Below are 11,702 nucleotides of genomic sequence, written 5' to 3'. Positions count from 1 at the left end.
TCAACCAGGACGGTGATTCCGTCGAGGTCGCCCTGGCCCGGCAACTGGTCGCCGCCTGATCCCCACGCCAACGCCGGCCTAGCGCCGCCGGCTTTCTGTTGTTCCTACCTCGTAGCCATGCCCGCGTTCTTCGCGGGTATGGCTACGCATTTTCATTTCAAGGAGATTTCCATGAACACCAACACCCCTCCGATCGAACCCGCCGACGGCGGCGAGATCGAGATGCAAGTCGCTGTCGCCTGCGTCGATGCCTCCGGCACCCCCGACATGCCGGTCTTCAAGGTCAGGACCACCCAGGAGGAATACGACCAGGGTGCCCACTACTACAAAGCCAAGGATCTGGCCGAAGAAGCCCGGTACGAAGGGCCGTTCGTCTGCTTCGACGCTGCCGAATATGGCCCCATCCTGTCGGCCGCCCGCGAACTGGGTCTTGTCCCGCAAGCCGTCGTGGTCGATATGACCGACGGCCAGATCCACTCCATCCGCTGCGACACCGGCGAGATCAAGGTCGTCTGCTACGACACCAGCGACACCGACGAGTACTCGGCGGCGATGGCGGACCGGCCGCTCAGCGGGAACGGCCAGCTCGTGCGCTGCTAGGCGCATGCTCAGTTGGCGGATCGATGCTGGTCTGAAGCGGACTCGGGAATGATGTGGCGCGTACAACTCTATTGATGGTCCTGACTGGGAATCTCTTCGGGGCTTTGCATTGCGAACGGGACTGTTTGGACAGTCCCGTTCGCAAGCAAAGTCGGACTTCTTAATTTTCACTTAATCGTAGAACAATATAATCCAGTGGGAATATTTTTTTCATATAAATCAAATGCTTAGTGATTGATTTCAATCAATTAGACAAATCCCAACAAGGCGGATAATCTACTGTGCGAACGTCAATGGATTTTCACAATGCCTACGATCCTTCATCCTAAGCCCGAGCCCCCCTCCCGCGCCACGCAGCGACTGTTTCGAGCGCTTCTAGCCCGCCGTTCGCAGCTTGCGGTCACGTTTGCGGCATGCGTCTCCCTGGTATGGCTGGCTGCTTTGGCGCAGGACACGCCTGCCACGGCGCATGCACAGATTCCCCAGATCATCGACGATCTGCCCGCCGACTATGCAGCCGACCTCACGCCGCAGCAGCGCGAGCAGGTCGATCTCGGCCGCTATGTCGCGCGTCTGGGCGACTGCGTAGCCTGCCACACCGGGGACAAGTCCAAGCCCATGGCAGGCGGCCTCGCGCTGGAGACGCCGTTCGGCAAGCTCTACTCCACCAACATCACACCGGACAAGACCACGGGCATCGGCGGCTACAGCTTCGAGCAGTTCGAGCGCGCCATGCGCAAGGGTGTGGCGGCCGACGGCCACAACCTGTACCCCGCCATGCCGTATCCGTCCTACGCCAAGATGACGGCGGAGGACATGAAGGCGCTCTATGCCTACCTGATGCAAGGCGTCAAACCCATCGAGCAGGCCAACCGGCCTTCCGACATGGGTTTCCCGTTCAACCAGCGCTGGGGCCTGTCGCTGTGGAACTGGATGTTCCTGGACGATGAACCCTTCAAGCCCCTGGAAGACAAGGGGCAGGTGTGGAACCGCGGCGCCTATCTGGTTCAGGGCTTGGGCCATTGCGGCGCCTGTCATACGCCGCGCGGCATCGCCTTCCAGGAAAAGACCATGACCAGCGAGGGCGGCAATGACCATCTGTTCCTGGCTGGAGAAACCGTGGAAGGCTGGCGCGCACTGAGCCTGCGCAACCTCTGGACGCCGGAGGAAACCGCCGAGATGCTAAAGACCGGGCGCAATCGGCACGGCACCGTCTCGGGCAACATGGTCGACGTGGTGCAGCACTCCACGCAGTACATGACCGATGCCGACCTGCTGGCCATCGGCACCTATCTGAAATCGCTGCCGCCCGGCAAGGATGACCTGCCCATGCAGGTCGTCCAAGGCCCCGGGCCAGTCATCACCCCGCGCCAAAGCGGGGGGGCGGCCAAGCCCGGTGACATGCCCATCGACATCTTCACCTCGCGCGGCGGGCTGGGCTACCTGCAGTTCTGTGCCGACTGCCATCGCTCCAATGGTGACGGTGTGCCCAACGCGTTCCCGTCTCTGGCGGGCAACAACACCCTGCAGTCGCAGGACCCGTCCACGCTGATCCATATCATGCTCACCGGCTGGCGGGCTCCCGTCACGCAAAGCCATGCTCGACCTTTGACAATGCCCTCATTCGCGCAACTGAGCGATCAGGAAATCGCCGAGATCCTGAACTTCACGCGCCGCGCCTGGGGCCGCGTCGATGCGCGCGACATCAAGGTCAGTGACGTGACCAGCGCCCGCAGGCAACTCGATGCCAAGGCCGACAGCCATCGTCCCTTCGAGACCCCGCGCCTGGCTGAGATGCTCAAGGAAAAGAACGGCGAGCAACTGGTGCTGGGCGCGCGCTTGAACATCGACACGGCGCGCATGCTGCCCAACAACGTGGGCAACAAGCTCAACTGCGCCAGTTGTCACCTGAACGCAGGTACCGTGGCCGATGGTTCTCCCTATGTCGGTGTCTCTGCCTTCTTCCCCAGCTACGCTCCGCGCGCGGGCCGTGTCATCACCCTGGAGGACCGCATCAACGGCTGCTTCCTGCGCTCGATGAACGGCAAGCCGTTGCCCATCACCAGCGACGAGATGAAAGCCATGGTCGCCTACTTCGACTGGATGAAACGCGAGACCAAGCCCGAAGACAAGGTGGAAGGGCGCGGCGTGGGCAAGATCGACCAGCGGCTCATTCCCAACACCGAGAACGGCAAGCGGATCTATGCGGCCCAGTGTGCACTGTGCCACGGAGACAACGGCGAAGGCGTCAAGAACGCCAAGGGGGAGATGGTGTATCCGCCGCTGTGGGGCGACGAGTCCTTCAATATCGGCGCCGGTATGGCCCGCACCTACACGGCGGCCGCCTTCGTCAAACGCAACATGCCCATTGCTTTCGGCACGCACTTCCCCTTGGGCCAAGGCGGGCTGAGCGATCAGGAGGCGGTCGACGTGGCCGAATACTTCAGCCATATGCCACGCCCGGACTTCCCGGCCAAGGTCAAGGACTGGCCCCAGGACAAGAAGCCCGCGGATGCCCGCTATTGACCGAATCGTTCGATGCTCGCCGATTGATCGCCGGCGTGGCGTCCCCGCGCCGGGGACATCACGGTCGTGATCAGACCCCCTCGGCCCTCGGCCGCCCGCCCATGGAAGGCTGCCAAGGTCGCAGTCCAGAGGGCGTCTCGGCCCGGTTGGGCGTCGGCTCGTGGTAATCTACCTTCTAGTAGAGAGCAACTGCGAGTGGAGTGCGTCACCGGCCATGAACCAAACCATGCCTTCGAGTACTCGGGCATCCCTGATGCAAACAGCCGAGTCTCTTTTGTGCACCCGGGGCTATGCCGGCTTCAGCTACGCCGACTTGGCGGAGGCAGTCGGCATCCGCAAGGCCAGCATCCACCACCACTTCCCCGCCAAGGAAGACCTGGGGGTGGCTGTGGTGGAGGCCTATGTGGAGCGCGTCGCACGGGGCCTTGAGGGCATCGAGCACGAGTGCCCCACCGTCGATGACCGCCTGGCCGCTTTTTCGCAATGGTTCACGCAGAGCATGGGGCGTCGCCAGTTGCCCTTGTGCGGCGCGCTGGCCGCCGAAATGACCGTGTTGCCCGAGCGCCTTCAGACGTTGACCCGGCAATTCTTCCGCCTCCAGCTCCAGTGGCTGCAAAAAGTGCTCGACGAAGGCAAGGCGGCCGGGCAGTTGCCACAGGACGCAGACACCGCGGCCCGTGCCCGCCAGGTCCTGGGCTTGCTGGAAGGCGTCAGCTTCATCGATTGGGCCTTGAACGAGAACCCGCCATCGCTTGCCAGCGATGTCCTGTACCGGATTGCCGGGGTGGTCCGGTCACAGGCTGCTGCGCAGCGCAAGCACGATGTTTCTTGATTTGACCTTCTCTGCCGGCCTCCCCAGGCGGGCCGTTCGCGCATGCGCGATCGAACGCCCACAGCCCGCCGAATGAGCGCCGGATGACGATGCCTGGCACCCACGACCCCACCGCTGCGGCGAGGCGGCGACTCCAGGGGACGGCCTATCTGCTGGTCACCGCTGTCGGCTGGGCCGTCAATTGGCCCGCCATGAAGCTCCTCCTGCAAGCCTGGCCGCCGATGTTCTCTCGCGGCCTTGCGGGGGTGGCCGCCGCGATCGGGCTGGCGGTGCTGGCCGCCATGCAGGGCCATCGCCTGATGCCGCCGCGCAAGGTGATGCCGCGCCTGGCGCTGGCCGCCTTCACCAACGTCTTTGCCTGGATGGGCTTCTCGACGCTGGCGTTGAACTGGGTGAACGTGGCCGAAGGCGTGCTGCTGGTCTACACGATGCCGATCTGGGTCACTTTGCTGGTCTGGCCCTTGCGGGGTGTGCGCCCCACGGCGAGCGGCTTTGCCGCTCTGCTGCTGGGTCTGGCCGGTGTCATGGTGTTGCTGGGTGCCCAGGGTTTCTCCGTCACTGGCGGGCAGGCGCTGGGCATCGGCTTCGCGCTGGCTGCCGCAGTGCTGTTCGCCCTGGGCACGATCCTCAACGGCGCGCCGCTTCCCTTGCAGCCCCTCGTCTCGACGGCGTGGCAGGTGGGGCTGGGCTGCCTGCCCATGCTGGTATTCGGTATCGTGTTCGAGCATCCCCGGCTGGATGCTTTGAACCCTTGGCAGTTCGCCAGCCTGATCTACATGGCCCTCATCCCCATGGCGATCTGCTATCTGACCTGGTTCGCGGCGCTGCAGCGCCTGCCGGCATCGGTGGCGGCAACCGGCATGCTGCTGGTGCCCTTGCTGGGGGTCCTGTCCGCCGCCGTCATGCTGGGCGAGCCCATCGGCGCCAGGGAAGTCATCTCGATGCTGCTGACGCTCAGTGGCGTGGCGCTGGTGCTGAGACGGCCCTGATCGCGCCGCGCCTTCAGCGCTGCGGCTGCGCCTGGCGAAGCGAACTCGATCGGGTGGTGATCACGACGCCGAGCAGCACCACGGCACCGGCCAGCCAGCTGCGCAGAGCGAGATGTTCGCCCAGGACCAGCATGCCCAGCAAGGCGCTGAGCACGGGCACGGACAGTTGCAGCGAGCCGGCGGCGATCGCCGTCATACGTACGCGCACCCAGTACCAGATGGCGTAGCCCAGCGCAGAAGCCAATGCGCCGGAGAGCGCGGCGTAGCCTAGTCCAGCCCCATCCGCCCGGAGGCCGCCTGGCGAGGCGAACAGCAGGACACCCGCCAGCGGCACGGCCCAGATGAAGCTGCTGGCGGTGCTTCCCACGGGTGCGTTGCTGCCGCGCCCCAGAAGGGAGAACCCACCCCAGGCGATACCGGCGAGCGCCATCAGCAGCGCGGGCAGCAGCGGCGGAGCCGATGCGCCGGGCGCAAGAAAGGCGATCAGGCCGCCGGTGGCCAGCAGCAGCCCCAGCACGTTCGTGCGCTCGCCCCGCGCCACGCCGTAGAGGATCATGGTCAGTTGTGCGCAGGCGAACAGCACCAGGGCGCCCGCCCCGGTGTCGATGCCGCGATAGGCGAACGAGAAGGCTGCGGCATACACGAACAGCAGCACCGCGGACGCCCAGGACGCCTTGAACCCCGGACGCCGGCCATGCGGACCTGCCAGGACCAGCAACCACAACACGCCGGCGCCGCAGGCCAGCCGCACAAAGGTGAACGTGGCCGGGTCGATGATGGTGGTCTGAAACGCCAGCCTGGCCAGCAGGGAGTTGGCGGCGAACGCCAGCATGGCGCAGACCGCCAGCGCGACCGCGAGTGGGCCCTGGCCGGCCGGTTGCCCAGTTTCCTGGGGCATGTGGGGATCGCCCATACTGGCTTCAAACGCCTCTTGTCTTCAGATCTGGCAGGCATCGGGACCGCAAGCGGCGCCGTCCGCCGCCGCGGCCACCGGCTCGGGGGATGAGGCGCCCGCCTGCGTCAGCGCCGCCACGAACGTTTCGGTCGGTTGCGCGCCTGACAGGTACAGTTTGTCGTTGAAGACAAACAGCGGCACGCCATTGGCGATGGCATTGGCCTGCATCTCGTCGTGCTCGACCTCGCGCACGCGCTCGAAGTCCAGGTCGGCCCATTCCGCGTCGGACAGACCGGCTTGCGCCGCGATGGCCCGCAGCTCGTCGCGGTTGAAGATGTCTTTGCCATCGGTGATGCTGGCTTTGGAGAGAGCTTCGATCAGACGTTGGCGCGACGCCTGTGTGGGCAGGCTCTTGACCAGCGCGTGGGCGTCCGCGGTATCGCCGAAGCGCATGGTGCCGAAGTTGTAGGCCAGGCCCTCCCTGGCGCCGTGGGCGGTGACCGCCGCCATCATCTGGCGTGCTCCGCTTTCGCTGCCGAACTTCATCCTGAGCGCCGAGGCGAAGTCCATGGGTGCCATGCCCCGCGCGATCCGGTATGCGCGGCTGCTCACTTCCACCTGGATCTGCCCGGCCAGTTGCTCCACGGCCTGGTCGAAGCGGCGCTTGGCGATCCAGCACCAGGGGCAAACGAAGTCGGACCAGATGTCCACTTTGACGATTTTCATTGAGCACTCTTTCGTTGAGGACTGTCAGGCACGAGCGAAAGGACTGGCGGGTTCAACCTCGCAGTCCCGTCGCAAGCGATGTGATCGCCATGGACCTTATGGTTTCTCCACGAGGACTAGCTCGGGCACCATGCGCACGGCCTTGGCGAAGTTCGAGAAGTTCGGCGAGGTATCGATGACGGCGCGGTGGATCTCCTCCATCTGCTCGGGCGTGCCATCGGCGTCGATGCGCACGATGTACTTGACCTCGTCGTAGCCGGGGTTGACGTTCGCATCCAGCCCCAGGAAGCCACGTAGATCCAGTTCGCCGACCGTCTGGATCTCCAGCGACCGCACCGTCACACCCTTGGCGGCGGCATTGGCGACGTAGCCCACGGTCATGCACGCATTGAGGGCCGCCATGAGCAGCTCCTGCGGGTTGGGCGAGGTATTGGTGCCCAGCAGTTCGGCGGGTTCGTCGGCCGTGATGGTGAAGTCGCGCGCATGGGTCTTACCGCACAGGTCGTAGGACTTGACGGTCGTGGCGGAACGGGTCTGGCCGTCCCAGCGCGTGTTGACCTCGAACCTGGCAATTGCGTTGTCGGGGTTCTGGCGGATGCCTTCGGCGAACTGCCGGAAGCCGTCGACGTCGATGCCGTTGAGAGAGGTGGTCATGGGATCTCCTTGGGTGGGAAATTGAGGCCGGAAGCCCTGCGAAAACGGATACCGCCCCGTAATCTACCATCTAGCAGGTAGTTTTGCACAGCGGCGTTTTATCCAGGCCCTTTCAGATGGTGGATATCGGGGGCGCTCGCGCATTGCCGCACGCACCGCAGCTCCAGTTCCGATCACCTCGTCGGCAACCCCCAGTTCGCATTCCTGGCTGACCTCATGCTTCCAGCTCACGCCGCGATCCGGCGGAGAAATCCGCCCGAGCGCACGCGCACGCAGGCACAGCAAGCGTTTCAGCGCTCAATCCCGATTCCAGCCAGGCCTTGCGCCAGGGTTTCGTGGGAAAGCTCGCCGATGTACCGCGAGATCAGGCGACCCTGAGCGTCGAAGAAGAGCGTCGTGGGCAATGCCGCCTGCCCGCCGACACTGGCGGTAGCCTGGCCCTTCGGGTCGAGCAGCACATGGTGCAGCGTAAGCTTCATCCCGACGAGAAAGCTCTGCACCCTCTCGGCGGCCTCGCCCTGGTTCAAAAAGACGAAGTATGCGTGCGGGTAGTCCGCCTGTGCCTGTTGCAGCAACGGCATCTCGCGCCGGCATGGCGGGCACCAGGTGGCCCATAGGTTGACGACCATTGGCTTTCCCGCGAAGGATTGCAGTTCGACGCTCGTGCCCTCCAGGGTAAGTGCCGCCCCCGCGGGGATGCGGATGTCGCTGTGCATGTTCCACTGAAGGCTCACGGAGCCGATCACCCATGCGACGGTAGCAACGCCCAGGCCGGCCAGCAGCGGCTTGCGCGACTGCGAATGCCTGTCGCGATCCAGCGTCGTGGCGTAGAACCAGCCCGCAATCACACCGATCTGGCCGTTCCACCCACCGTCGCGGATGTCGAGGATATCCAGCGGCGCCTGCAGGTAGGCATCGCGGTACGAGTAAACGAAGGCCAGCCGGGAGACCACGATCGTGACCAACAACACCCGCCAGGCCAATGCCGCCACCTCAACACCTTGGCGTCGGCCCCAGGACACACCAACGACCATGCCGAGCGCCGCGGCCGCCACCGCCATCAGCAAGGACCACGGAAGCGCGATCGGGCCAACGTACAGCGCCGTCCCCATGGTCATGCTCCGGTGAAGGGTGATTCGCCGACCGGCATAGGGACCTCTGCGATCAGGCCTCCTCCCTGCCGGGATGCCAGCAGCAGCCTGCCGCCGTACAACAGTCCCATGCCGTCGCGATCGCGCAGGCCGATATCGAGCACACCGTGCCCTTGCGACCTGACAACGATCCCCGCGCCACTTCGTTCGTTATCCTCAACCAACAGCATGCACATCTGAGCTTCGTCTAGCCTGAACCTGGCGGCCATGCTAGGGGAGAAGTTCGCTGCATGCCGGTTGTGACGCCCGATCCTGCGGGATTTTAGTTTCGCTTCATCGGTTGGAATCAGCATCCCGGGCCAGTTTGGTCACCGACATGCTGAGGGTCGGCTACGGCTGGCGGTACAGCGCCTTGCGCAGCACCTCGGGGCTCGTGTGGGGCAGCTCGGGGCGCAGGTCTGTGCCACGCACATTCAGCGTGCCCATGCCTTCGCATCCGTTCAGAACCTCCGAGAGGTGTCGGGGCATGGTTTCGCCGCAAATCTGCGATCGCAACAACGGCTGCACTTCCTGTACTACCTGGACGATACGCGGACGGCATCCGGCCCACCTCCCTAAAAAACGGGCAACCCCCAGTTCGCATTCCTGGCTGACCGCGCAACCGCGCGCCGCCAAGGTATCGGCATCACCACAGAAGAGCCGATGCCATGCCCGCAATTCCTGTATCCCGGCACCTGGCCGGCGCCGGTCTCCTGGCCGCAGTGCTGGCCAGCGGCTGCGCGACTACTCCGGTGCCGCAAGCGCCCGAAGCCGTCGAAGAGGTTTCGCACGCGCCCAGGCCGGCAATGCCCGAGTTCGTGCCCGTCGCGCGTTATGGCCGCTACACCCTCGTAGAACTGGCGCCGATGGCGGCGCAGCGCGACCTGCTGCTGCAGACCATCGATGTCGCCATGCCCGAGGACGCCCGCGCCACGGTGGGCGACGGGCTGCGGCATGTGCTCAAGCGCAGCGGCTACGGCCTTTGCCAGACCATCCATGCCGTGATCGAGCTGTACGCGTTGCCGCTGCCGGCGGCACATCTGCATCTAGGCCCCATGACCTTACGCGATGCGCTGCTCACCCTGGCCGGCCCGGCCTGGGAGCTGCACGCGGATGACCGGGCGCGGCAGGTCTGCTTCGAGCGGCCTGGCCGCGACGCAGGCGGCGAGCCGATTTCCGAGTCGCCCACTGCGGAAACGGTGCAGACGGTCCCGCTGGCGCCTTCGGTTTCAGGAGGCCAGCCATGAACACGCCGCAATCTCCCCGGCGTCCAACTGCCGCAGTGGTGATGCAGAGCCTGGTGTGGCTATGGCTGATCTGCCTCAGCGTGCTGGTGGTCCTGGGCCACCAGACGATGAGCAACCCGGCGGAGCAGGAGAGACTCGATGCCCGCCTGCAACGCCTTGAAGCGCAGACGACCGGACTGGCCGAGACCACTCAGGACCTGCAGCAGCGGCCCGCGGCCGCCACCGCCGCAGGCCTGCAGGACACCCGCCATGCCCTGGAGGCGCGCATCGCCCAGGTCGAGCAGGGGCTGAGCGGCCATGCTGCGGCAGACGACCTCCAGGCGCTGCGCGCGGACGTCGAGCAGATCAAGGCGCGCCAGACGGCGACGCGAACCGCTGCATCGGCCCGGCCGCGTCCACAGAACCAACCCACTGCGGCCAGGCCCGAACCACCGCCGCTGCCGTTCCACGTCGCTGGCGCTGAACTGCGGGCCGGTCAGCGCAGCGTGTCCGTCGCACCGAATGACGGGGACTTCGCGCCCGACCAGCTTCAGGTGCTGCTGCCGGGCGATTCGGTCGGCCCATGGCGCTTGCAGGCGGTCGAAGGCAACACCGCGGTGTTTCAGGCCGGCGACCAGACCCGCCGCGTGGCAATTCCCTGACAGGAGCCGGCACCATGAAGCCATCGATCATCGTTTCCGCGCTCCTGCTGGCGACGCATTTGCCCGCCTCGGCGCAGCAGCCCGCTACGGTGCCCGCCCGCAACGCGCAGAGCCAGGAGCGGCCAACGGTCGCCCGCTCCCTGGACGATCGGGCGGCCAGCGAATGGGGTCTGCAACCGCAGGAATGGGCGCGCTACCGCGAGCTGATGGACGGGCGACTGGGCATCCAGTCGCCCAACCTGGACCCGCTGTCCGCCCTGGGCATCGAGGCGCGCACCGACGAAGAACGGCGGCGCTACGCGGAGCTGCAGGTGCAGGTCGAGGCGCGCCGCGTCGAGAAGCTGCTCGCCTACCAGCGCGCCTACGACGAGGCCTGGCAGCGCCTGAACCCTGGCATGCAGCGCGTGAACCTGCCCGACGACAAGCCAAGCGCCGTCGCCACGGGCGGCAGCGGGCGCATGGCCGTGTTCGTCAAGGACGGTTGCGCGGCTTGCGGGCAGCTCGTGCAGCGCCTGCAATCCTCAGGCACCGCGTTCGATGTGTACATGGTCGGCAGCCGCCAGGATGACGCGCGCATCCGCGACTGGGCCAAGCGCGCGCAGATTGACCCGGCGCGCGTGCGCGCCGGCAGCATCACGCTGAACCACGACGGCGGCCGCTGGCTGTCGCTGGGCCTGCCCGGCGATCTGCCCGCCGCCGTGCGCGAAGTGAACGGCCAATGGCAGCGCCAGCCGTAGCCATGCCCCTGCGCGCACTGGTGCTCGCTGCCGGCCTGTATGCCGGTGCCGCCCTGGCCCAGGAGGTTCCGCCACCGGCATACCAGCTTGCCGCCCAGCGCGCAGGCATCCCCTCGACCGTGCTCTACGCCGTGGCCTTGCAGGAGAGCGGCATCCGGCGCAACGGGCGCCTGGTGCCGTGGCCGTGGTCCCTCAACGTCGCCGGCCAGTCGCGCCGCTTCGCCACGCGCGCCGACGCCTGCGCTGGCCTGCAGCAGGCGATGCGCGCCACGCCGCACACGCGCATTGACGCGGGCCTGGGCCAGATCAACCTCGGCTACCACAAGCACCGCTTTACCGGCGCGTGCGACTTGCTGGACCCGTATCGCAACCTGGCCGTTGCCGCCGAGATCCTGAAGGAGCAACACACCCCCGGCGAGGAATGGCTGCTGGCGATCGGCCGCTACCACCGCCCCGCAGGCGGCGAGCCCGCCGCCCGCTATCGGCGCAGCGTGTCGCGCCACCTCGCGCGTGTGCAGGGCCCGCGCTCAACCGCCGCGGTACTCGCCGCGCGCCAGGAGACCTCCCCATGACGACAACCCATCGGACCAACATCACGTTGACGAGCCTTCTCGTACTGCTGGCAGGCCTGCCGCTGGCCTCGCGTGCCGGCGAGCCGCTGATCGCGGTCGAAGACCGTGGCGGCACGTCGGCGCTGCCGTACTACGAAGCCCTGAGCCTCCAGC

14 protein-coding genes and 1 pseudogene are annotated in these 11,702 nt (G+C 66.1%); 9 read left to right on the top strand and 6 right to left on the bottom strand.

Annotated features, from left to right (window positions below; genetic code table 11):
- The first annotated feature begins 171 nt into the window (after nucleotides 1–171).
- The 4 genes from K206_RS40090 to K206_RS0133830 all read left to right on the top strand — a co-directional run bounded on the left by K206_RS40090 (nucleotide 172) and on the right by K206_RS0133830 (nucleotide 4,947).
- Nucleotides 172–600, top strand: coding sequence for a hypothetical protein (locus K206_RS40090; protein WP_020206722.1), 429 nt, complete (start codon nucleotides 172–174; stop codon nucleotides 598–600).
- 306 nt (nucleotides 601–906) lie between these two features.
- Nucleotides 907–3,126, top strand: a complete 2,220-nt coding sequence (locus K206_RS0133840) for a c-type cytochrome (RefSeq protein ID WP_079388664.1) — start codon at nucleotides 907–909, stop codon at nucleotides 3,124–3,126.
- A gap of 253 nt (nucleotides 3,127–3,379) precedes the next feature.
- Nucleotides 3,380–3,958: a TetR/AcrR family transcriptional regulator gene (locus K206_RS0133835; protein ID WP_020206720.1), complete on the top strand. Its 579-nt coding sequence runs from the start codon at nucleotides 3,380–3,382 to the stop codon at nucleotides 3,956–3,958.
- Nucleotides 3,959–4,041: 83 nt separating this feature from the next.
- Nucleotides 4,042–4,947 carry a DMT family transporter gene (locus K206_RS0133830; protein ID WP_020424017.1) on the top strand — a complete coding sequence of 302 codons (906 nt, stop codon included), beginning with the start codon at nucleotides 4,042–4,044 and terminating at the stop codon, nucleotides 4,945–4,947.
- A 13-nt stretch (nucleotides 4,948–4,960) separates the two neighbouring features.
- Here K206_RS0133830 and K206_RS0133825 read toward each other — a convergent pair whose 3' ends face one another.
- From K206_RS0133825 to K206_RS43365, 6 genes are all read right to left on the bottom strand, one after another.
- Nucleotides 4,961–5,845 carry a DMT family transporter gene (locus K206_RS0133825; RefSeq protein WP_199861596.1) on the bottom strand — a complete coding sequence of 295 codons (885 nt, stop codon included), beginning with the start codon at nucleotides 5,843–5,845 and terminating at the stop codon, nucleotides 4,961–4,963.
- Between the two features lie 39 nt (nucleotides 5,846–5,884).
- Entirely contained in the window at nucleotides 5,885–6,568 is a 684-nt protein-coding gene (locus tag K206_RS0133820; protein ID WP_020206717.1) for a DsbA family oxidoreductase, read from the bottom strand.
- Nucleotides 6,569–6,664: 96 nt separating this feature from the next.
- A complete protein-coding gene (locus K206_RS0133815; protein WP_020206716.1) occupies nucleotides 6,665–7,222 on the bottom strand; it encodes an OsmC family protein in 558 nt (185 codons plus the stop codon).
- Nucleotides 7,223–7,512: 290 nt separating this feature from the next.
- Entirely contained in the window at nucleotides 7,513–8,334 is an 822-nt protein-coding gene (locus K206_RS0133810; protein ID WP_029044396.1) for a TlpA disulfide reductase family protein, read from the bottom strand.
- A 2-nt stretch (nucleotides 8,335–8,336) separates the two neighbouring features.
- The gene (locus K206_RS0133805; RefSeq protein WP_139047971.1) at nucleotides 8,337–8,666 is read right to left on the bottom strand and encodes a hypothetical protein; all 330 of its coding nucleotides are present in this window, start codon (nucleotides 8,664–8,666) and stop codon (nucleotides 8,337–8,339) included.
- Nucleotides 8,667–8,703: 37 nt separating this feature from the next.
- Nucleotides 8,704–8,841, bottom strand: a complete 138-nt coding sequence (locus K206_RS43365; protein WP_155888385.1) for a hypothetical protein — start codon at nucleotides 8,839–8,841, stop codon at nucleotides 8,704–8,706.
- 179 nt (nucleotides 8,842–9,020) lie between these two features.
- On the opposite strand from K206_RS43365, the gene K206_RS0133795 reads away from it, so the two are divergent.
- The 5 genes and pseudogenes from K206_RS0133795 to K206_RS41190 form a co-directional block, all read left to right on the top strand.
- A complete protein-coding gene (locus K206_RS0133795) occupies nucleotides 9,021–9,599 on the top strand; it encodes a PilL N-terminal domain-containing protein (protein WP_029044395.1) in 579 nt (192 codons plus the stop codon).
- Complete coding sequence (locus tag K206_RS0133790) at nucleotides 9,596–10,240, top strand: hypothetical protein (protein WP_029044394.1); 645 nt, start codon at nucleotides 9,596–9,598, stop codon at nucleotides 10,238–10,240. Before K206_RS0133795 ends, K206_RS0133790 begins: the two co-directional genes overlap by 4 nt.
- A 14-nt stretch (nucleotides 10,241–10,254) precedes the next feature.
- A complete protein-coding gene (locus K206_RS0133785) occupies nucleotides 10,255–10,977 on the top strand; it encodes a TIGR03759 family integrating conjugative element protein (RefSeq protein WP_020206710.1) in 723 nt (240 codons plus the stop codon).
- Entirely contained in the window at nucleotides 10,959–11,549 is a 591-nt protein-coding gene (locus K206_RS0133780; RefSeq protein ID WP_029044393.1) for a transglycosylase SLT domain-containing protein, read from the top strand. The genes K206_RS0133785 and K206_RS0133780 overlap by 19 nt, the downstream gene beginning before the upstream one ends.
- A pseudogene (locus K206_RS41190) lies at nucleotides 11,546–11,702 on the top strand (integrating conjugative element protein); the annotation flags it as partial. The gene K206_RS0133780 and the pseudogene K206_RS41190, both read left to right, overlap by 4 nt.

This window comes from Cupriavidus sp. WS, from assembly GCF_000395345.1.
Taxonomy (GTDB): domain Bacteria; phylum Pseudomonadota; class Gammaproteobacteria; order Burkholderiales; family Burkholderiaceae; genus Cupriavidus; species Cupriavidus basilensis_B.
The sequence above is the reverse complement of the archived record's forward strand: the minus strand, read 5'-3'. Positions and strand labels throughout refer to the sequence as shown.

What these genes read in the sequence shown, in the direction of transcription:
- K206_RS40090 (WP_020206722.1), top strand. Translation starts at nt 172, where the DNA reads ATGAACACCAACACCCCTCCGATCGAACCCGCCGACGGCGGCGAGATC.
- K206_RS0133840 (WP_079388664.1), top strand. Translation starts at nt 907, where the DNA reads ATGCCTACGATCCTTCATCCTAAGCCCGAGCCCCCCTCCCGCGCCACG.
- K206_RS0133835 (WP_020206720.1), top strand. Translation starts at nt 3,380, where the DNA reads ATGCAAACAGCCGAGTCTCTTTTGTGCACCCGGGGCTATGCCGGCTTC.
- K206_RS0133830 (WP_020424017.1), top strand. Translation starts at nt 4,042, where the DNA reads ATGACGATGCCTGGCACCCACGACCCCACCGCTGCGGCGAGGCGGCGA.
- K206_RS0133825 (WP_199861596.1), bottom strand. Translation starts at nt 5,845, where the DNA reads ATGCCCCAGGAAACTGGGCAACCGGCCGGCCAGGGCCCACTCGCGGTC.
- K206_RS0133820 (WP_020206717.1), bottom strand. Translation starts at nt 6,568, where the DNA reads ATGAAAATCGTCAAAGTGGACATCTGGTCCGACTTCGTTTGCCCCTGG.
- K206_RS0133815 (WP_020206716.1), bottom strand. Translation starts at nt 7,222, where the DNA reads ATGACCACCTCTCTCAACGGCATCGACGTCGACGGCTTCCGGCAGTTC.
- K206_RS0133810 (WP_029044396.1), bottom strand. Translation starts at nt 8,334, where the DNA reads ATGGGGACGGCGCTGTACGTTGGCCCGATCGCGCTTCCGTGGTCCTTG.
- K206_RS0133805 (WP_139047971.1), bottom strand. Translation starts at nt 8,666, where the DNA reads ATGCTGATTCCAACCGATGAAGCGAAACTAAAATCCCGCAGGATCGGG.
- K206_RS43365 (WP_155888385.1), bottom strand. Translation starts at nt 8,841, where the DNA reads ATGCCCCGACACCTCTCGGAGGTTCTGAACGGATGCGAAGGCATGGGC.
- K206_RS0133795 (WP_029044395.1), top strand. Translation starts at nt 9,021, where the DNA reads ATGCCCGCAATTCCTGTATCCCGGCACCTGGCCGGCGCCGGTCTCCTG.
- K206_RS0133790 (WP_029044394.1), top strand. Translation starts at nt 9,596, where the DNA reads ATGAACACGCCGCAATCTCCCCGGCGTCCAACTGCCGCAGTGGTGATG.
- K206_RS0133785 (WP_020206710.1), top strand. Translation starts at nt 10,255, where the DNA reads ATGAAGCCATCGATCATCGTTTCCGCGCTCCTGCTGGCGACGCATTTG.
- K206_RS0133780 (WP_029044393.1), top strand. Translation starts at nt 10,959, where the DNA reads ATGGCAGCGCCAGCCGTAGCCATGCCCCTGCGCGCACTGGTGCTCGCT.